Raw genomic sequence first — 19,388 nt, 5'->3', positions numbered from 1 at the left:
CTCAGTCCTCCAGGGTGACCAGCACGGCGTCGGCATCGACGAAGTCACCCTCGCGGGCGAGCACCTCCGCGACCACGCCGTCGCGCGGCGCCTTGAGCGCGAGTTCCATCTTCATCGCCTCCATGACCAGCAGTTCCTGCCCCTCGTCGACGCGGTCGCCGGGCGTCACCCTGGTGACCACGATACGCCCCGGCATCGGCGCCGCAACCCGGTTGCCACCCCCGGCCTCGCCGCTGCGCGTGGACTCGTAGGCGGCGATGCGCTCGAAGCGCCAGCGGCGGCGGCCATCGTGGACCAGGATGGCACTGCCCTCGGCGTCGATCGGAAAGCGCATTCCCCGCCCGTTGAAACGTGCTTGCAGGGCCCCGGAGGCCACCGTGGCGCCCTCGACCAGCAGCGGCTCACCGCCCTCGAAGCCGATGCGGTAATCACCGCCGGCGCCGTGCGCGACCACCACGTGGCGCACCTCGCCTTCGCCCAGGACCACCCGGCGCAGGCCGGCATGGCCCAGGCGCCAGCCATCGGCGATCGCCCAGGGCGAGCCGGGGTCGCTGCTGCCGGCCGCCGCGCAGCGGGCGTCGGCTTCGGCGCCGAGCAGCATCGCCACCGCGGCGGCGGCGCGCGCTTCGGCATGGCCCTGCGCGTGCGCGTCGCTGTCGCCGATGAACTCGTCGAGGTGGCGATCGAGATAGCCCGTATCGATGCGGCCCTCGACCACGGCCGGATGCCGCGCCAGGCGCTCGAGGAAGGCGATGTTCGACTTCGGCCCTTCCACCACGCAGCCGGCCAATGCCGAGCGCAGGCGCGCCAGTGCGCCGTCGCGGTCCGCGGCGTGGACGATGAGCTTGGCGATCATCGGATCGTAGAAGATCGAGACCACGTCGCCCTCGACCACGCCCGAATCAATGCGCACGCCCTCGGCATTGGCCGGAAGGCGCAGGCGCTGCAGGCGGCCCGAGCCGGGCAGGAAGCCGGCATCGGGATCCTCCGCGTAGAGGCGCACTTCGATCGCATGCCCGCGCTGCGGGATCTCGTCCTGCACCAGCGGCAGCGTCTCACCTGCGGCCACCCGCAGCTGCCACTCGACCAGGTCGAGGCCGGTCACCATCTCGGTCACCGGATGCTCCACCTGCAGCCGCGTGTTGATCTCCATGAAGAAGAAGTCGCCCGACGGCGCCACGATGAACTCCACCGTGCCGGCGTTGGCATAGCCGATCGCGCGCGCGGCCAGCACCGCCGCCTCGCCCATGCGCGCGCGCAGCTCCGGCGTCAGGAAGGGCGAGGGCGCCTCTTCCAGCACCTTCTGGTAGCGGCGCTGCGCCGAGCACTCGCGCTCGTTCAAATGGATGGTGTTGCCCTGCGAATCCGCGAACACCTGGATCTCGATGTGCCGCGGCGACTCGATGTAGCGCTCCAGCAGCACGCGGTCGCGGCCGAAGGCGTTGCGCGCCTCGCGCTGGCAGCTTTCCAGCGCTGGCAGGAATTCATCGGCCGCGCGCACGATGCGCATGCCCTTGCCGCCACCGCCGAACGCGGCCTTGATCATCAGCGGGAAGCCGACGCGCCCGGCCTCGCGCGCGAGCAGCTCCGGCGCCTGCTCCTCGCCCGTGTAGCCTGGCACCACCGGCACCCCGGCCGCGGCCATCAGGTCCTTCGCGCCGGCCTTGCTGCCCATGCGCCGCATCGACTCCGCCTTCGGCCCGATGAACACCATCCCCGCGGCCTCGACCGCATCCGCGAAATCCGCGTTCTCGCTCAGGAACCCGTAGCCCGGATGGATCGCCTGCGCGCCGCTGGCCAGCGCCGCTTCGATGATCGCGTCGCCGCGCAGGTAGCTGTCCTGCGGGCGCGGCCCACCGATCGGGTACGCCTCATCGGCCAGGCGCACGTGCTGCGCCGTGGCATCGGCCTCCGAATACACGGCGACCGTGGCGATGCCGAGCCGGCGCGCGGTGCGGATGACGCGGCAGGCGATTTCGCCGCGGTTGGCGATGAGGATTCTGGAGAGCATTTTTTTGGCCACGGATTTGCGCGGATAAACGCGGATAAGAGCAAGGAGTTTAGGAGAAAACGCGGCGGCGGAACTCCGGGCGGGGACCGAAGTTGAAGAGGAGGCCGACCTGGATGCGCGTGGCCTTACAGCAATCCCGACCCGCCGCTCGAAACTGAGCCCACATTCGTCCTGTCGTATTGCGAACGCCGACTCATACACGCTGTCCAGAAACCCGTGCCCCAACTCGTTGTACGTATCAAAAAAGGCACCGATGACTTTTTTTCTGAGCGCCCGAAGCACCAACCTTTCAACAGCCGCATCCATGCGCCATCCCCTTTGTCCTGCCTTTGCTCTATCCGCGTTTATCCGCGCAAATCCGTGGCCGAAAAAGCCTTTTCTCTCACCCTGCCCACGAAGCCTTCCGCTTGTCGAGAAACGCCCCCAGGCCTTCTTGACCTTCGGAGGAGACGCGCAGGCTGGCGATGAGGGCGGCGTTGTCGTGGTCGAGGCGGTCGCGGTCGGTGGTGGCGGCAACGGTGCGTACCAGGCGCTTGGCGTCGGCCGAGGCGTGGGGGGCGGCTTTGAGCAGCAACATGAGCTGGCGGTCGACTGCCGCATCCAGCTCATCCGCGGCCACCACCTCGTGCAGCAGGCCGATACGCAGGGCTTCGGCGGCGTCGAAGATCTCGGCGGTGGCGAAGTAGCGTCGCGCGTTGCGGGCGCCGATGGCGGCGATGACGTAGGGCGAGATCACCGCGGGCAGCAGGCCCAGGCGGCTTTCGGTCAGGCCGAACTTCGCCTCTTCAGCGGCGATCGCGATGTCGCAGCAGGCCACCAGGCCCACGCCGCCGCCGAAGGCCGCGCCCTGCACCCGCGCGATGGTCGGCTTGGGCAGCTCGTCGAGCGTGCGCATCAGCTTTGCCAGGCGCAGCGAGTCCTCGCGGTTGGCGTCCTCGCTGGCGCCGGCCATGCCGCGCATCCAGTTGAGGTCGGCGCCGGCCGAGAACGAGGCGCCCGATCCTTCGAGCACCACCGCCCGCACCGCCTCGTCGCGTCCCAGGTCCTCGAGCGCCGCGGTCAGTCCGGCGATCAGGGCGTCGTCGAAGGCGTTGTGGAGGGCGGGGCGGTCCATGCACAGGTGCGCGACTGCGCCGTGCCGGGTCAGGGTGAGGTTTGCCGACATCGTCAGGGCTCCACGGAAGAGTCCGGATGATAGCGGTGGCAGCTCCGGACGGCGCTATAATGAGAACAGTTCCCATCTGGACCCGCCCGTGAGGCTCACAGAACTTCCGCGCCAGGTGCGCGGCGTGGTCGAGCGCGTGGAAGCGCGCTCCGGGAACGATGTCATCGCACGGCGCCTGCGGGACCTGGGCTTCGTTGCCGGGGAAGAGGTGCGGATCACCGCCACCGGACCCCTCGGCGCCGAACCGCTGCTGGTGCAGGTGGGCTACACGCGCTTCGCGCTGCGCCGGGCCGAGGCCGCCCGCGTGGTGCTCGCGGACATCGAGCAGCCATGAGCGCGGGTACGGGACTGATCCCGCGCCTGGCCCTGGTCGGCAATCCCAACTGCGGCAAGACCGCTCTGTTCAACCAGCTCACCGGCAGCCGGCAGAAGGTCGCGAACTACAGCGGCGTCACCGTCGAGCGCAAGGAAGGGCGGCTGCTCGCACCCTCGGGCCGCGCCTACGCCGTGCTCGACCTGCCAGGTGCCTACAGCCTGGTGCCGTCGAGCCTGGACGAAGCGATCACCCGCGACCTCTGCCGCGGTTTCTATCCCGGCGAGCCTGCGCCCGACGTCATCATCTGCGTGGTCGACGCCACCAACCTGCGCCTGCACCTGCGCTTCGCGCTCGAGGTGCGCGAGCTCGGCCTGCCGATGGTGCTGGCGCTGAACATGGTCGATGTCGCCCGGCGCCGTGGCGTGCGCGTGGACCGTGCCGCGCTCGAAGCCGAACTCGGCGTGCCGGTGGTCGAGACCGTGGCCGTGCGCCGCAATGGCACAGGTGCACTGGTCGAACAGATCGAGGCCATGGCGCGCACTCCACGCCCGCCCGCCGCGCGCCTGGGCCAGGCCGGCGCGTCGGCCGGCGAGGATGCGCTGCACGCAGAGACGCGGCGCCTGCTCACGCTCGCCGTCAGCATGCCCGCGCGCACTGCGCGCATCGACGACGCGCTTGACCGCTGGCTGCTGCATCCGGTGTTCGGCCTGATGGCGCTGGCTGCGGTGATGTTCCTCATCTTCCAGGCGGTGTACGCCTGGGCAACGCCGGCGATGGACCTGATCGAGGCCGGTACCGCGTGGCTGGGCGGCGCCGTGGGCGCCACGCTTCCCGAGGGTCCGCTACGGAGCTTGCTGGTCGATGGCCTCATCGCCGGGCTTGGTGGCGTGGTCGTGTTCCTGCCGCAGATCCTGGTGCTGTTCGCCTTCATCCTGGCGCTGGAGGAATCCGGCTATCTGCCGCGCGCGGCCTTCCTGCTCGACCGCATGATGGCCGCCGCCGGCCTGTCCGGTCGCTCCTTCATCCCCTTGCTGTCGAGCTTTGCCTGCGCGGTGCCCGGGATCATGTCCACGCGTTCGATCCAGGACCCGCGTGACCGCATCGCCACGATCATGGTCGCGCCGCTGATGACCTGTTCGGCGCGGTTGCCGGTGTACGCGCTGCTCATCGGCGCCTTCATTCCCCGTCAGGCCGTGGCCGGCCTGTTCAACCTGCAGGGGCTGGTGCTGTTCGGCCTGTACATGGCGGGCATCCTCAGTGCGCTGGCCGTGTCGTGGATGATGAAGCGCTGGCGCCGCGACCAGGGCGAGCATGCGCTGATGCTCGAGTTGCCCTCGTACCGGCTGCCGCATCCGCGCGACCTGCTGATCGGCCTGTACGAGCGCGGCATGATTTTCCTCAAGCGCGTGGGCGGGATCATCTTCGCGCTCACCGTGCTGCTGTGGTTCCTGCTGTCGTTCCCCGGCGCGCCTGAAGGCGCCACCGGCGCGGCGATCGACTACAGCTTCGCCGGCCGCATCGGCCACGCGCTGGCGGCGGTGTTCGCGCCGATCGGCTTCAACTGGCAGATCTGCATCGCGCTGATCCCGGGCCTGGCGGCACGCGAGGTCGCGGTGTCCTCGCTGGCGACGGTATACGCGCTGTCGGCGGCGGACGACGAGGCGGCCAGCGCGGCGCTGCTGCCCGTGATCAGCGATGGCTGGTCACTGGCCACGGGCCTGTCGCTGCTGGTGTGGTTCATCTACGCGCCGCAGTGCATCGCGACCTGGGCGGCGATCCGCCGCGAAACCGGTTCGTGGAAGCTGATGGCCGGCAATGCCGCGTTCCTGTTCGCGCTCGCCTACCTGGCGTCGCTGTTCACCTATCAGCTTGCCGCGGCCCTGGGGGCAGGCTGATGGAGCCCGGCCTCGTGCTGCAGTACGTGGTGGTCGCGGTGGTTGTCGCGCTCAGCGCAATGATGGTGCTGCGACGGCAGTTCCCGGCGGCGGCGCGCCGGATGCGCGTGGCGCTGGCGATCCCCATGGTGCGCGAGGGCAGGCCGGCGTGGCTGCGGGCGGTGGGGCGCAGGATCGCGCCGCCCGTGCTTGCAGGCGGGGCGGGCTGCGGAAGCTGCGGGGGCTGCGATTGAGCAGCCCCGCAGTCCAGGTCAGTGCCGCGAGGTGGGCTTCTTCGGCATGCGGCGCATGTCGTTGGTGGGCATGAGCTCAACCGCCAGGGTGAAGGTGCGGGCGTCGCCGGGGTGGATGGCGCCGACGCCAACCACCTGGTGCGAGACCTCGGTGCCTTCATCATCGCGGATGGTCAGCACCACCGAGTACTCCCACGCGCCGCCTTCTGAAGGATGTCGGATCTCGCCCTCCACCTGCAGCGCGCGGGTGACCTGGGCCGGCTCGGACTTGTCTTCGAAGCGCAGGTAGTGGCGGCACGACGGACAGACCGTCGCGCTCTCCAGGATGGTGGTCTTGCAGTGGGGGCAGGTGCGCGTGGCACCTGCCGCACCGGGTCGTGCGCTCACTGGACGACGTCGATGCCGGGCTTGTCCTTCTGCGACTTGTCGTCCTTGGCCTTGCCGGCGACGGCGCCGTCGTCCCAGCCGCACTCGACGTTGCCGCGAATGCGCGAGCCGGAAGCAACGGTGAGGGTGCCGGCCTTGACGTCGCCGATCAGCACGGCGGAAGGCTGCAGCTCGACGCGCTCGGCGGACTCGATGTTGCCTTCGAGCTCGCCGGCCACGGTCACGCGCTTGGCGCGCACGCCGCCATTGAGTCGGGCGCCGCTGTCGATGGTCAGGTCGCCTTCGACGTTGACGTCGCCCTTGAACTTGCCGGCGATGCGGACATGGCCGCTGCCGGAAATCTTGCCCTCGATGGTGAGGTCGGAGGCGATCACGGATTCCTTGGCCTGTGGTGCCGCCGCTGGGGCCGGGCGGGTGGTCTGGAACGGGACTTCGGCCGGCTGGAAGTCGGCGACGGCGGGGCTTGGCTCGCGCGCGGGCGGGGTGGAGTCCTTGCCGAAGGGCAGGGAGCTGTCTTTCTTGGCGGAGCCTTGCGGGAAGATGGCCATGGCGCGGTGTTTTCCTCGGTGCAGTCGGGGGGTAGGGGAACTCCGACATTAGCACGCGGCCGCCTTCACACGCCTGTGACGTGGCTCACCAAATCCGAAGCCCGACAAGGACTTAGCGACGTCGGCTGAGTGGATTCCCGCCCTTTCGGCGCTCCTACATTCGGAAGACGCCGAAGCGGGCGGGTTCGATCGGCGCGTTCAGCGAGGCGGAGAGGCCCAGCCCAAGCACCCGCCGGGTATCGGCGGGGTCGATGATGCCGTCGTCCCAGAGCCGCGCGGTGGAGTACCACGGGCTGCCCTGGTGTTCGTACCGGTCGCGGATCGGTGCCTTGAAGGCGGCTTCCTCGTCGCCGCTCCAGTCGCCGCCGCGGGCTTCGATGCCGTCGCGCTTCACCGTGGCCAGCACGCTCGCCGCCTGCTCGCCGCCCATGACGCTGATGCGCGCGTTCGGCCACATCCACAGGAAGCGGCCGCCGTAGGCGCGGCCGCACATCGCATAGTTGCCGGCGCCGAAGCTGCCGCCGATGACCACGGTGAACTTGGGCACGCTCGAGCACGCCACGGCCGTCACCATCTTCGCGCCGTCCTTGGCGATGCCGGCGTTCTCGTACTTGCGGCCGACCATGAAGCCGGTGATGTTCTGCAGGAACACCAGCGGAATGCCGCGCTGGTTGCACAGCTCGATGAAGTGCGCGCCCTTGAGCGCCGACTCCGAGAACAGGATGCCGTTGTTGGCGACGATGCCGACCGGATAGCCGTGCAGGTGCGCGAAGCCGGTGACGAGCGTCTTGCCGTAGCGCGCCTTGAACTCCTGGAACTCGCTGCCGTCGACGATGCGCGCGATCACCTCGCGGATGTCGAACGGGCGGCGCGTGTCCTTCGGCACGATGCCGTACAGCTCCTCGGCTGCGAACCGCGGTTCCACCACCGGGCGCGTGGCCACCCGCAAGACCTTGCGGCGGTTGAACGTGCCGACGATGTCCCGCGCGATCTGCAGCGCATGGCGGTCGTCCTCGGCGAAATGATCGGCCACGCCGGACACGGACGTGTGCACGTCGGCACCGCCCAGCGATTCGGCATCGACCACTTCGCCGGTAGCCGCCTTCACCAGCGGCGGGCCGCCGAGGAAGATCGTGCCCTGTTCCTTGACGATCACCGACTCGTCGCACATCGCCGGCACGTATGCGCCCCCGGCGGTGCACGAGCCCATCACCACCGCCACCTGCGGGATGTTCTCGGCGCTCATGCGCGCCTGGTTGTAGAAGATGCGGCCGAAGTGCTCCTTGTCGGGGAAGACCTCGTCCTGCAGCGGCAGGAACGCGCCGCCGGAGTCGACCAGGTACACGCAGGGCAGGTGGTTCTCGCGCGCCACTTCCTGCGCGCGCAGGTGCTTCTTCACCGTCATCGGGAAGTAGGTGCCGCCCTTGACCGTGGCGTCGTTGGCCACGACCACGACCTCCTGTCCCATCACCCGGCCGATGCCGCAGACCATGCCGGCCGCGGGCGCGGCGCCGTCGTACATCTCTTCGGCGGCCAGCGGTGCGAGCTCGAGGAAGGGCGAGCCCGGGTCGAGCAGGGCGGCGATGCGCTCGCGCGGGAGCAGCTTGCCGCGCGCAACGTGCCGGTCACGCGCCTTTTCGCCACCGCCGTCGGCGGCACGCGCCAGGCGGGCGTCGAGTTCGTCCACCAGGGCGCGGTGCCAGGCGACGTTGTCCTGGAAGTCCTGCGAGCGCGGATCGAGGCTGGAACCAAGTGCGGGCATGCGGTGGCCGGTCGAGTGCGTGGAAGGCGCAACAGCATACCGGGAGCGTTCCCGCGCGTGGCCGGGCACAAAAAAAGGTTCATCTCCCAAGTCCGGGGAAGCCGCTTCGACGAGGAGTGCCTGCTTCTTTCGCTATGCCTCACCGTGACCTGGAGGGCCCCGCCGCGGCCGGGAGGCCTTCGCGGCTCATGTCCCCCGGCATCCGCCTGGCGGCGAATGCCTCCTCCTTTACTTCCCCGCGAAGGCCTCCCGGCCACGACGGGGCTCGGCTTCGGCTGCAATTGCGCGAGGCCCCGGGCTTTGCTCCCGGGCCACCGCGTACTGCTGCGAACCGGGGGCCAAGGCCCTTGAGAGCGAAGTCAAGGAGGAGGCGATGGCCGCAGGCCAGCGCCGGGGGACATGAGCGCTCAAGGGCCTTGGCACCCGGCACCCGCGCTATCGCGCCATTCCCTCAGTTGGGAGAAGAACCCAAAAAAAGGGCCCGCCGGAGCGGGCCCTTCCAAAGCGAACCGCGTGGATCAGTTGCGGACGTCTTCGGCGGCGCGGTCGGCGGCCTCGGAAGCCTTCTTCAGCGCGTCGGCGCTGGCTTCGCGGGCGCTGGCTTCGGCCTCGGCGGCGGCGGCGCGTGCCTCTTCGCTGGCGTTCTGCGCGGCGACTTCGGCGTCGGCAGCAGCCTCGTCAGCGGCAGCGCCGACTTCGGCGGCGGCTTCGCCGGTGGCGGCGGCAGTGGCGTCCCAGCCGGCTTCGGCGGCATCGCCAGCGGCAACGGCGGCGTCCTGGGCGGCGTCACCGGCCTGCTCCAGGGCGGCTTCGGCTTCGGCGGTTTCCTGCTGCGCGGTGGCGGTTTCGTTCTGGCAGGCGGCCAGGACAAAGATGCAGGCGGTGGCCAGGAGGGCGGTCTTGATCTTCATGGATGGATCCTCGTCATGGAAGGACCGTTGTCTCGGCCCGGGGTCAGGAACGGAAAGGCCGCTGGAAACCAGCGGCCGTCCGTATTGCTTTGCAACTCTCGAACCTGTGGAACCAGTGATTACTGGTCCACGGCCTCGTCGGCGGCTTCTTCCGTCGCGTCGGCGGCGGCTTCGGCAGCGTCGGCGGCCTCGTCAGCAACGTCGGCAGCGGCGTCGGCAGCCGAACCTTCGACCGCGGTGGCGGCGTCGGCGGCAGCGTCGGCAGCCGCGTCAGCGGCGGCAGCGGCGCTGTCGGCAGCGGCGTCGGCAGCCGTGGTGCCGGCCAGCGCGGCGTCAGCGGCAGCCTGGTCGGCGGCCTCGGCAGCGTCGGCGGCAGCGTTGGCAGCCTGGTCCTGGTTCGAGCAGGCGGCCAGGCCAAGGCCCAGCGCCAGCGCGATCAGCAGCTTGTTCATGCTCATTGTTTCTTATCCTCGTCGTGGTATCAGGTCAACGCACACAAGTGCGCCGGATATCATGATGACAAGCCGCTTGCGACTGTCAAGCGGAAGTTTGAATCGGGCACCGTAAAGGTCGTGTTAACGGTTCAGGCAAGTTCGACCGCAATCGCCGTCGCCTCGCCGCCGCCGATGCACAGCGATGCCACGCCGCGCTTGCCGCCGCGGGCTTTCAGGGCGTGCAGCAGTGTCACCACCAGGCGCGCGCCGCTGGCGCCGATGGGGTGGCCCAGGGCGACCGCGCCGCCGTTGACGTTCACCCGGTCGTGGGGAATGCCGAGTTCCTGCATCGGCGCCATGGCCACCACGGAGAAGGCTTCGTTGATCTCGAAGAGATCGACGTCCTGCACCGTCCAGCCCGCCTTTTCCAGCACCTTTTCGATCGCCTGGATCGGCGCAGTGGTGAACCACTCCGGGGCCTGGGCATGGGTGGCGTGGGCGACGATGCGGGCCAGCGGCTGCAATCCGCGGTTTGCGGCTTCCGCGGCCGACATCAGCACGGTGGCGGCGGCGCCGTCGGAGATCTTCGACGACGAAGCCGCGGTCAGCACGCCCTCCTTGCCGAAGGCCGCGCGCAGGCCGGGGATCTTCTCGAGGTTGACCTTGCCCGGCTCCTCGTCGGTGTCGGCCACCACGTCGCCCTTGCGGGTCTTGACCGTTACCGGCGCGATCTCGTCCTTGAACGTGCCGTCGGCGATCGCTTTCTGCGCGCGGCGCGCGCTCTCGGCCGAGAACGCGTCGACAGCCTCGCGGCTGAAGCCGAGCTTCGCGCAGGTCGCATCGCCGAACACGCCCATGGCCTGGCCATCGTCGGGGTTGGTCAGGCCGTCATGGGCCATGTGGTCGAGGAAGTTGGCAGTGCCGTAACGGATGCCGGTGCGCGAGCCGTTGAGCAGGTGCGGGGCGTTGGTCATCGACTCCATGCCGCCGGCCACGACCACGTTGGCCGAGCCGGCCTTGATGATGTCGGTGGCCAGCATGATCGCCTTCATGCCCGAGCCGCAGACCTTGTTGATGGTGGTCGCGCCCGCGGCATCGGGGATGCCCGCCGCGCGCGAGGCCTGGCGCGCCGGCGCCTGGCCGAGGCCGGCCGGCAGCACGCAGCCCATGATCACTTCATCGACCTGGTCGGCGGCCACGCGGGCATGGTCGAGCGCGCCGCCGATGGCCGCGGCGCCCAGGGTGGGGGTCGGCACCCCGGTGAACTGGCCGAGCATGGAACCGATGGCGGTGCGCTTGGCACCGACGATGACGACGTCGGTCATGGGGGGAACTCCGGTGGATGTGTGCGGCCATTATCGCACTGCAACATGGCTCCGCCATCGCCCATTGGTCCGGGGCCGCGCCTCTTCCTCTGTGGGAGCCGCGCCCACAATGGAGCACGGTCTCAGTCGCGACCCTCGAACAGCTCCCGGCCGATCAGCATCCGGCGGATTTCGTTGGTGCCCGCGCCGATCGCGTACAGCTTGGCGTCGCGCAGGATGCGGCCGGTGGGGTATTCGTTGATGTAACCGTTTCCGCCCAGGGCCTGGATGCCCTCCAGCGCCACCTGCACCGCCGCTTCCGAGGCGTGCAGCAGGCAGCTGGCCGGGTCGATGCGGGAGCGGTGGCCGGCGTCGTAGTCGCGTGCGACCTGGTAGGCGTAGGCGCGGCTGGACTGCAGCGCGGTGTACATGTCGGCGATCTTGGCCTGCATGATCCCGAACGTGCCGATGGCGGCGTCGAACTGCCTGCGCTCGCGCACGTAGGGCAGGGCGGCGTCGAGCGCGGCCTGCATCAGGCCCAGCGGGCCGCCGGTCAGCACCAGGCGCTCGGTGTCGAGGCCCGACATCAGCACCTTGACGCCCTGGTTCACTTCGCCCAGCACGTTTTCGGCCGGGATCTCGCAGTCCTTGAACACCAGCTCGCAGGTATTGCTGCCTCGCATGCCGAGCTTGTCCAGCTTCTGCGCGGTGCTGAAGCCCTTTATGCCGCGCTCGACGATGAAGGCGGTCATGCAGCGGCTGCCGGCGTCCTTGCCCGCGGTGCGCATGTACACCACCAGCACGTCGGCCTCGGGGCCGTTGGTGATCCACATCTTGCTGCCGTTGGCGATCCAGACGCCATCGCGAAGCTCCGCGCGGCAGGCCATCGAACCGACCACGTCGGAGCCCGCGCCCGGCTCGCTCATCGCCAGCGCGCCCTTCCACTCGCCGCTGCACAGCTTCGGCAGGTACTTCGCGCGCTGGGCGTCGCTGCCGTTGTGGTGCAGGTTGTTCACGCACAGGTTGGAGTGCGCGCCGTAGCTCAGGCCGATCGAACCCGAGGCGCGCGAGATCTCCTCCATCGCCACCAGGTGTGCCAGGTAGCCCATCTCGCTGCCGCCGAACTCGCCCGGCACGGTCATGCCCAGCAGGCCCATGTCGCCGAGCTTCGGCCACAGCGCCTGCGGGAAGGCATTGTCGTGGTCCACGGCCTCGGCCAGCGGCGCGATCTCGGCTTCGGCGAAGCGGCGCACGGCGTCGCGAAGCGCGTCGAGTTCCTCACCCAGCGGGAAGGTGCGCATGTTCGTGTCTCCCATCATGGCAACCGGCGCGTCCTGCGCCGGCGCGGTGTCCAGAAACAACGACGGGGCGCCAGGCCCCGTCGTCTTCAGCGTAGCGGCAGTTTACGCACCGCCGCGGATGCGGCCGTGGAAGCGTGGCGCGGTGCGGCCCATCGGCAGCTTGAGCTTGCCCATCACTTCGATGCGCTCTTCGGCCATGCGGTCGGCGGCCTTGTAGGTCGGGATGCCGTCGCGCTGGGCGATCTCGAAGATGCGCGTCAGGTTGTGGTAGATCGTGCGCATCTGGCGCATGGCGCGCTCGCGGTTGTAGCCGGTCATCTCCAGCGCCACGTTCATCACGCCGCCCGCGTTGACGGCGTAGTCGGGCGCATACAGCATGCCGCGCTTTTCGAGCTCGTCGCCGATGGCGTTGTTGGCCAGCTGGTTGTTGGCCGAGCCGCAGATGATCTTGGCCTTCAGGCGCGGCAGGGTTTCTTCGTTCACGGTGCCGCCCAGCGCGCAGGGCGAGTACACGTCGGCGTCGACGTCGTAGATCTCGTCCAGGCCCACGGCCTCGCAGCCGTACTCGTTCACGGCCTTGTCGACCAGCGCCTGGTTGATGTCGGTGACGAAGATCTTCGCGCCGCGCTCCTTGAGCAGCTTCACGTACTCCATGCCGACATGGCCCAGGCCCTGGACGCTGTAGCTGTAGTTGCCGACTTCTTCATTGCCGAACTTGGCGTTCAGCGCGGCCATCAGGCCCTGCAGGGTGCCGTAGGCGGTGAACGGCGACGGATCGCCCGAGCCGCCGTGGACCTGGTGCACGCCGGTGACGAACTCCGTCTCCTTGTAGACGTGCTCCATGTCGTTGACGTCGATGCCGACGTCCTCGGCGGTGATGTAGCGGCCGCCCAGCGACTGCACGGCCTTGCCGAAGGCGCGGAACAGGGCCTCGGACTTGTCGGTGGCCGGGTTGCCGATGATCACGGCCTTGCCGCCGCCGATGTCGAGGCCGGCCACCGCGTTCTTGTAGGTCATGCCGCGCGACAGGCGCAGCACGTCGTTGAGCGCGTCGGCCTCGGTCTTGTACGGCCACATGCGGGTGCCGCCCAGCGCGGGGCCCAGCACGGTGTTGTGGATCGCGATGATGGCCTTCAGGCCCGCATCCTTGTTGTGGCAGAAGACGACCTGCTCGTGGCCGTAGGTATCGAGATGCTCAAAGATCATTCCGGACTCCGCAGCCGGCGCACGTCACCGCGCTGAGCGCGACCGGCGGCCGGTGGTTTAGGTAAGTTGCTGATTCGTATCAGTCGCCAGGATCGCCCGACGTCACAAGTGCCGTGCGACAGCCGCGGCATTCTACGCCGCCGCCCGGCCAATTGCCCGTGGCGTCCATGCCGCAGCGCAGCATCCAGTCCGCAGTTGCTAGAGCTGCGACTCCAGCGGGAGCCAGCGGAACACGAAGGCCTGCAGGCGGCGCCAGCGGCTGGCCTGGGGCTCGTTGTGGAGCAGGCGCGGCTCCGGTCCCGCGGCGTCCAGCCAGGCCAGGTCGCCGTCGCCGTCCAGGCCCACTTTCCAGCTGATGGCGGGGCCGGCCAGGTGCAGGTACTCGGCGCGCAGGTCGGCCGCCAGGCCCGGATCGTCGAAGAACACCCCCATCTCGGTATTGAGGTACGCCGAGCGCGGGTCGAGGTTGTAGGACCCGATGAAGCCCTGGGTCCCGTCCACCAGGAAGGCCTTGGTGTGCAGGCTCGCGCCGCTGCTGCCGGACCCGCCGCCGCGCGGACGCGGGATGGCGGTTGCCGCGCTGCCGTCGCCGTTGCCGTCCCCCGCCGCGGCTTCCGGGCGCAATTCGTACAGGTGCACGCCCCCGGCGAGCAGTCGCTTGCGGTACTTCGCATAGCCGCCGTGCACGGCGACCACGTCGTTGGCGGCCAGCGAGTTGGTGATCACGCCCACGTGCACGCCGTCCGCGGCCAGGCCGGTGAGCACGGCGGAAGTGTCGTCGCCCGGCACGAAGTAGGGCGACACCAGCAGCGCCGCCTGCTCCGCGCCGCGGAGGCTGGCGTCCACGCGTTCCACCAGCCAGCCCGAGGTGTCCTCGCCGGGGCGCTTCACCGGCGGGTCGGATACCACGCGGATGTGCTCGCTCCAGTGCGGCGACAGCGCATCGTCGAGATAGGCGCGCACGCTGGGGGAGCTGTCCACCCGCTGCAGGTAGCGCTGCGCCGCGGGGGTGCGGGCTTCGGTGCCGATGGTGTCGGCCACCGCGCGGATGTCATCCATGCCGAGCTGGCCGAGGTCCGACAGCGGCACCACGGCATCGGAATTCCAGAACGCGTCGAAGATCGCGCTGGCCTGCGCGACTTCCGGCCCGAACAGCAGCAGGTCGAGGTCGTGGAAGTTGCTGCTTTCCGACGCGCTGAAATACTCCAGCCCGACGTTGCGCCCGCCGACGATCGCCACCCGCCCATCGGCGATCCAGGCCTTGTTGTGCATGCGGTGGTTGAGGCTGAAGCCACGCTGCAGCATCTCCAGCAGCCGCGCGATGCCGCTGCGGTTGCGGAAGGGGTTGTACAGGCGCACCTGGATGTTGGGGTGGCCATCAAGCACCAGCAGCGGCGTGTCCTTGCCGCCGGCGTTGATGTCGTCGAGCAGCAGGCGCACGCGCACCCCGCGCTCGGCGGCGGCCCAGGCCTCGCGCGCGAGCAGGCGGCCGGTGAGGTCGTCGTGCCAGATGTAGTACTGCAGGTCCAGGCTGCGGCCCGCCTGCCGCGCCGACATCGCGCGCGCGGCGAAGGCGTCGATTCCGTCGACGAGCGTCAGCGCACCGGTCTTGCCGGGATTGCGCGCCAGCAGCGGCACGAGTTCGCGGTCAAGCGCGGTGTGGTCCGCGGCAAGGGGCAGGGTGTATGACGGCTCGCCCGTGTTCGGCGGCGTCAGGCGATCGGCCAGCAGCAGGCCGCTGCCGACCAACATCAAGAGTGAGAACGCCCCCCAGAGCGCGATGCGCCGTGCCCGTGTAATCACCCGCAACCCCCATCCCGCGAATCCCGACACTTTACCGCCCTTGTGGGAGCAGCTATAGCCTCAGCCCCTTTGTGGGAGCGGCTATAGCCGCGATCGCCGCATGCGCCCAGGGTTGCGGCAGATGCCGGTCGCAGCTATAGCTGCTCCTACAGGGGCTTGGCTGAGGTAGGCGAGGGAGATACCAGGCATGGCCGTGTCCACACCCGCTCCACCGCCCGCGATCGCGGGCTTCAACACCGGCAAGCGCCGGCTCTTCGACGCCCGGCCCGACACCGCCGACTTCCGCGACCGCATGTTCGAGCCCACCCTGGTCGATGTGCCGACCGACGCACCGCTTGCCGCCTTCATCGACCAGGGCGTGCCGGTGCTCGACCAAGGCGCGGACGGCGCCTGCACCGCCTTCGGCCTGGCCACCGTCGCCCATGCGCTGCTGCGCCGCCGCCGCCCCGAGGCCGACCCCGGCATCGTCAGCACCCGCATGCTTTACGACATGGCCCGCCGCTATGACGAGTGGGAGGGCGAAAGCTATTCCGGCTCCAGCTGCCGCGGCGCGATGAAGGCCTGGCACCGCCATGGTGTCTGCGCCGAAGACCTCTGGCCCTGGACCCCGGGCCTGCACGTCGAGCCGTATACCGACGAACGCGCGCGCGACGCCCTGCGCAATCCGCTGGGCGCCTACGCGCGCGTGAACCACCGCGACCTGGTCGCCATGCACGCCGCCTTCGCCGAAACCGGCGTGCTCTACGCCTCGTCCGCCGTGCACGAAGGCTGGCACGCGCCGCCCGACAACGGCCGCATCGCCTGGGCGCGGCAGCCGGTGGTCGGCTGGCACGCCTTCGCCGTCATCGGCTACGACCGCAACGGCTTCTGGATCCAGAATTCCTGGGGCACGCGCTGGGGCCGCGCCGGTTACGGCCACGTCAGCTATGACGAATGGCTGGAACGCGGCAGCGACGTCTGGGTCGCACGCCTGGCGGTGCCGGTGGAGCTTGACCGCGCAAGCTCGGTGGCGGTCAGCAATTCACCGCTGGGCCGGCAGTCGGTCGGCTATTCCCAGGCAGACCTGCGCCCGCACGTCATCAGCCTCGGCAACAACGGTGCCCTGCGCTGCGAAGGCCGCTTCGCCTGCACCCAGGACGACGTGCGCAACATCGTGCGCCGCGACATGCGCGCGATCACGAAGGACTGGAAGAAGAAGCGCGTGTTGCTGTACGCGCACGGCGGCCTGGTGCCGGAGGCCGCCGCCATCCAGCGCGTGGCCGACTACCGCGAAGCCATGCTGCGCGAGGACATCTACCCGCTGTGCTTCGTCTGGAAGACCGACCTCTGGACCACCCTCGGCAACATCCTGAAAGACGCCGCGCACCCGCGCAGCGAAGGCCTGTTCGACAAGGCCAAGGACCTGTTGCTCGACCGCCTCGACGACACCATCGAGCCGCTGGCGCGCGCCATCGGCGGCAAGGCGATGTGGGACGAGATGAAGGAGAACGCGCTGCTCGCCACCACCGCCGTGCGCCTGCAGCCTGGCGGCGGCACCATCGAGCACGGCGGCGCGGCGCAGGTGGCGCGCCTGCTCAACGAATGGCGGGGCGAGGATCCCTCGGTCGAGATCCACGTCGCCGCGCACAGCGCCGGCAGCATCCTGATGGCGCCGCTGGTGCAGCTGTTCACGCGCCCCGGCCAGGTCATTGGTGGCCCCGCGCGCGGCATGCTCGGCATGGGCGGGCGGTTGGCCAGCCTCACCCTGTGGGCGCCGGCGGTCGACATGGACACCTTCATCCAGGCCTATGTCCCGGCGATCTCATCGCGTGCGGTGGCGCGGGCGTCGCTCTTCACCCTCACCGATAGCGCCGAGCAGGACGACCACTGCCTGCGGATCTACAACAAGTCGCTGCTGTACCTGGTGGCGCGCGCGTTCGAGAAGCAGCCGCGCAGCTGGATCGACAACCGCCTGCGCCAGGGCACGCCGATCGCCGGCATGGCGCGCTTCATCGAGGCCGCGACACCCGCCGACCAGGCCTGGGGCCACGAGCGCGTGGGGGACCTGATCGCGCGCGGGCGGCTGGCGTGGGTGCAGGCGCCGAACGACCGGCCGCTGGGGGATGCCGGTGCATCGCGCGCCACCACGCACGGCGGTTTCGATGATGATCCGGCGACGGTGCAGGCCTTGATCGCGTTCATCCTCGGCCGGGCGGCGGGGGATGCGGATGTGGACGTGAAGCGCACGGCGGGTGCGCTGGAAGGGCATCGCAATCGGGTGCTGGAGGGGTTGGTGGAGGTGGGTTCGTAGGCGGGGCGGGGTTGGGTGCAGTCAGGGGCGTGCTGGCCGGCGCCGGCGGCTACCGCGCGTCGCGCGCGTCCTGCGCCCGCGCTTTCGCGGCTTTGCCGAGCGGCATCGCGTAGACACGGTCGTGCTCGTCGTGGGCGATCGCCGGCAGGTGCAGGTCAGCGCCCATGGCCTGGGCAAGCTCATTGAGCGTGTTGGAGTGCGCCACCACCACCGCCGGCTCCCCGCGTTCCAGCAGCCGCTGCACCAGCGCCTCCGGGTGCGCGGGGTCGTAGATGTCGATTTCGACCCCGGCGTCGGCCGCGATTGCGCCCGCGGTCTCGCGCGAACGGCCGGTGTCGGTCGCATACACGCGGCGCAGCGCGGGTGATCCCAGCGTGGCGTACCACGCGTCGGCGCGGGCGACGCCTGCCGGCGTGAGCGCGGGGTCGGGACCGCTGCCGGCTTCGGCGTGCCGCACCAGCCAGGCCCGGGGACCGGCGGCGTCGCCGGCCAGCGCCTGCCCCAGCGCGATCACATCGCGGGAGAAGCGTGCGTAGCCGCTGTCGGCCGGGTGCGTGCCCTTGGCTTCGCGGCTGCGGATCTGCCGCACCGCGACCAGGCGCTGTTCCGGCACCACCACGATGTACTGGCCCAGGTAGCCGTTGGCCTCGTACGCCACCACCGGGCCCAGGGTCTCGTCGAACAGGTCCGCCCGCTTCAGGTCGCGCGCGGCGATACCGGACATGTAGCGATCGGCGTAGTCGTCGCCCAGCGCGGCCTGCAGGGCGTCAGTCACGCTGCCGAAGCTGCGGCCGTCGAGCGTTTCCAGGGCCGTGATGAGTCCGGTATCCACGCCTTTCGCGGCCATGCGATCGGCGGCGCCGTCGCGCAGGGTGACGCGCTCCCATTCCGGCAGGCGCCACCACAACAGGCCCACGCGCTGGGAGTGGGCGGACGGTGCGAACAGGTCGTGCACGAATCCTTCCGGCAGCAGTCGCGTGCCATCGGCAAGGCGGCCGCCATCGAGCAGCAGCTGGCCGAGCCTCGCCGCATCGCGCGCGCTCAGGGGCAGGCCGGCCATGGCATGCGGGTTGCCTGCGTCGTCGCGATGCCACTCACCGGCCTGCATGCCCAACGGCGCGAACAGGCGCGATCCCAGGTACTGGTCCATCGGCTGCCCGGAAGCGCGGTGGATCACCCCGGCAAGCAGGTTGGTGGCCTTGTTGTTGTAGGCGAACGCCTCGCCTGGCGCAGTGGTGAGCTCGGCAGCGAGCGCAAGCTGCACCACGTCCGGCGCGGGATAGATCTCGGCGCCGGCGTTGGGGCTGTTCTGCAGGCCCGAGGTGTGCTCGAGCAGCATGCGCACGGTGATGTCGGCCTTGCGGCCCTGGCGCCACTCCGGATACCAGGTGGACACCGGCGCATCGAGCGAGTCCAGATGGCCATCGGCCAGCAGCAGGCCGATGCCCAGCGCCACCACCGACTTGGTGGCCGACATCAGCTCGATCGGCCCGCGCTCGCCTTCGCCGTACTGCTCGAGCAGGACGTCGCCATCGCGCATCACCAGCAGCGCATCGCTGTGGCTGTCGCGCCCGGCGCGTTCGATGGCGGCGAGCGCCTCGGTGGCTTCCACGGACAGGGGCTCGGGCGGGGCGGCGGACGCCGGAAAGGCGGCCGTGACGAGCGCGCCGGCTACGGCAAGGGAGCGCAGGAGCGACGTGAGGGTCATCGGCGTGTTCCGGACTGGACCAGGCGCCACTCTAGGCGGACGGGGCAGGCCGTTTCCCGGGCCGATCGTCACGCGAAAGCGCCTGCAGGGGCGCGGGTTACAATCGAATGAATC

At 69.8% G+C, this 19,388-nt stretch carries 16 protein-coding genes and 1 pseudogene; 4 read left to right on the top strand and 13 right to left on the bottom strand.

Annotated features, from left to right (window positions below):
• Window position 1: 1 nt before the first annotated feature.
• The 3 genes and pseudogenes from ACW5F0_RS10350 to ACW5F0_RS10340 all read right to left on the bottom strand — a co-directional run bounded on the left by ACW5F0_RS10350 (window position 2) and on the right by ACW5F0_RS10340 (window position 3,176).
• Window positions 2-2,011 carry an acetyl-CoA carboxylase biotin carboxylase subunit gene (locus ACW5F0_RS10350; RefSeq protein ID WP_456999791.1) on the bottom strand — a complete coding sequence of 670 codons (2,010 nt, stop codon included), beginning with the start codon at window positions 2,009-2,011 and terminating at the stop codon, window positions 2-4.
• A gap of 135 nt (window positions 2,012-2,146) precedes the next feature.
• Window positions 2,147-2,317: pseudogene (locus ACW5F0_RS10345) on the bottom strand (GxxExxY protein); the annotation flags it as partial.
• 76 nt (window positions 2,318-2,393) lie between these two features.
• Window positions 2,394-3,176: an enoyl-CoA hydratase-related protein gene (locus ACW5F0_RS10340; protein WP_456999685.1), complete on the bottom strand. Its 783-nt coding sequence runs from the start codon at window positions 3,174-3,176 to the stop codon at window positions 2,394-2,396.
• An 88-nt stretch (window positions 3,177-3,264) separates the two neighbouring features.
• Between ACW5F0_RS10340 and ACW5F0_RS10335 the strand changes: the two genes are divergently transcribed.
• The 3 genes from ACW5F0_RS10335 to ACW5F0_RS10325 are packed head-to-tail and all read left to right on the top strand — an operon-like array spanning window position 3,265 to window position 5,620.
• Entirely contained in the window at window positions 3,265-3,510 is a 246-nt protein-coding gene (locus ACW5F0_RS10335; RefSeq protein ID WP_456966003.1) for a FeoA family protein, read from the top strand.
• The gene (feoB, locus tag ACW5F0_RS10330; RefSeq protein ID WP_456966004.1) at window positions 3,507-5,387 is read left to right on the top strand and encodes a ferrous iron transporter B; all 1,881 of its coding nucleotides are present in this window, start codon (window positions 3,507-3,509) and stop codon (window positions 5,385-5,387) included. The genes ACW5F0_RS10335 and feoB overlap by 4 nt, the downstream gene beginning before the upstream one ends.
• On the top strand, window positions 5,387-5,620 hold the full coding sequence (locus tag ACW5F0_RS10325; RefSeq protein WP_456966005.1) for a DUF6587 family protein: 234 nt from the start codon (window positions 5,387-5,389) through the stop codon (window positions 5,618-5,620). Before feoB ends, ACW5F0_RS10325 begins: the two co-directional genes overlap by 1 nt.
• An 18-nt stretch (window positions 5,621-5,638) precedes the next feature.
• Here ACW5F0_RS10325 and ACW5F0_RS10320 read toward each other — a convergent pair whose 3' ends face one another.
• The 9 genes from ACW5F0_RS10320 to ACW5F0_RS10280 all read right to left on the bottom strand — a co-directional run bounded on the left by ACW5F0_RS10320 (window position 5,639) and on the right by ACW5F0_RS10280 (window position 15,225).
• Window positions 5,639-6,007, bottom strand: a complete 369-nt coding sequence (locus tag ACW5F0_RS10320) for a hypothetical protein (RefSeq protein ID WP_456966006.1) — start codon at window positions 6,005-6,007, stop codon at window positions 5,639-5,641.
• A complete protein-coding gene (locus tag ACW5F0_RS10315) occupies window positions 6,004-6,555 on the bottom strand; it encodes a bactofilin family protein (RefSeq protein ID WP_456966007.1) in 552 nt (183 codons plus the stop codon). Before ACW5F0_RS10315 ends, ACW5F0_RS10320 begins: the two co-directional genes overlap by 4 nt.
• Window positions 6,556-6,709: 154 nt before the next feature.
• Window positions 6,710-8,317, bottom strand: a complete 1,608-nt coding sequence (locus ACW5F0_RS10310; RefSeq protein ID WP_456999684.1) for a carboxyl transferase domain-containing protein — start codon at window positions 8,315-8,317, stop codon at window positions 6,710-6,712.
• A gap of 518 nt (window positions 8,318-8,835) precedes the next feature.
• Window positions 8,836-9,228, bottom strand: a complete 393-nt coding sequence (locus ACW5F0_RS10305) for a hypothetical protein (RefSeq protein ID WP_456964882.1) — start codon at window positions 9,226-9,228, stop codon at window positions 8,836-8,838.
• 119 nt (window positions 9,229-9,347) lie between these two features.
• The gene (locus ACW5F0_RS10300; protein WP_456964881.1) at window positions 9,348-9,686 is read right to left on the bottom strand and encodes a hypothetical protein; all 339 of its coding nucleotides are present in this window, start codon (window positions 9,684-9,686) and stop codon (window positions 9,348-9,350) included.
• 125 nt (window positions 9,687-9,811) lie between these two features.
• Window positions 9,812-10,987 carry a thiolase family protein gene (locus tag ACW5F0_RS10295; protein ID WP_456999683.1) on the bottom strand — a complete coding sequence of 392 codons (1,176 nt, stop codon included), beginning with the start codon at window positions 10,985-10,987 and terminating at the stop codon, window positions 9,812-9,814.
• A 122-nt stretch (window positions 10,988-11,109) separates the two neighbouring features.
• On the bottom strand, window positions 11,110-12,267 hold the full coding sequence (locus tag ACW5F0_RS10290) for an isovaleryl-CoA dehydrogenase (RefSeq protein WP_456999682.1): 1,158 nt from the start codon (window positions 12,265-12,267) through the stop codon (window positions 11,110-11,112).
• Window positions 12,268-12,369: 102 nt separating this feature from the next.
• Window positions 12,370-13,473 (bottom strand): Glu/Leu/Phe/Val dehydrogenase dimerization domain-containing protein, encoded by a 1,104-nt coding sequence (locus tag ACW5F0_RS10285; protein WP_456964878.1) that lies wholly within the window; start codon window positions 13,471-13,473, stop codon window positions 12,370-12,372.
• A gap of 198 nt (window positions 13,474-13,671) precedes the next feature.
• Complete coding sequence (locus ACW5F0_RS10280) at window positions 13,672-15,225, bottom strand: phospholipase D family protein (RefSeq protein ID WP_456965265.1); 1,554 nt, start codon at window positions 15,223-15,225, stop codon at window positions 13,672-13,674.
• A 238-nt stretch (window positions 15,226-15,463) separates the two neighbouring features.
• Between ACW5F0_RS10280 and ACW5F0_RS10275 the strand changes: the two genes are divergently transcribed.
• Window positions 15,464-17,566: a C1 family peptidase gene (locus tag ACW5F0_RS10275; RefSeq protein WP_456999681.1), complete on the top strand. Its 2,103-nt coding sequence runs from the start codon at window positions 15,464-15,466 to the stop codon at window positions 17,564-17,566.
• Between the two features lie 49 nt (window positions 17,567-17,615).
• On the opposite strand, the gene ACW5F0_RS10270 is transcribed toward ACW5F0_RS10275, so the two are convergent.
• The gene (locus ACW5F0_RS10270) at window positions 17,616-19,274 is read right to left on the bottom strand and encodes a serine hydrolase (protein WP_456999680.1); all 1,659 of its coding nucleotides are present in this window, start codon (window positions 19,272-19,274) and stop codon (window positions 17,616-17,618) included.
• Between the last annotated feature and the right edge of the window lie 114 nt (window positions 19,275-19,388).

It is taken from the genome of Luteimonas sp. A534 (assembly GCF_054072805.1).
Note: the sequence above shows the minus strand (reverse complement) of the source record. Positions and strands in the feature narration are given on the sequence as shown.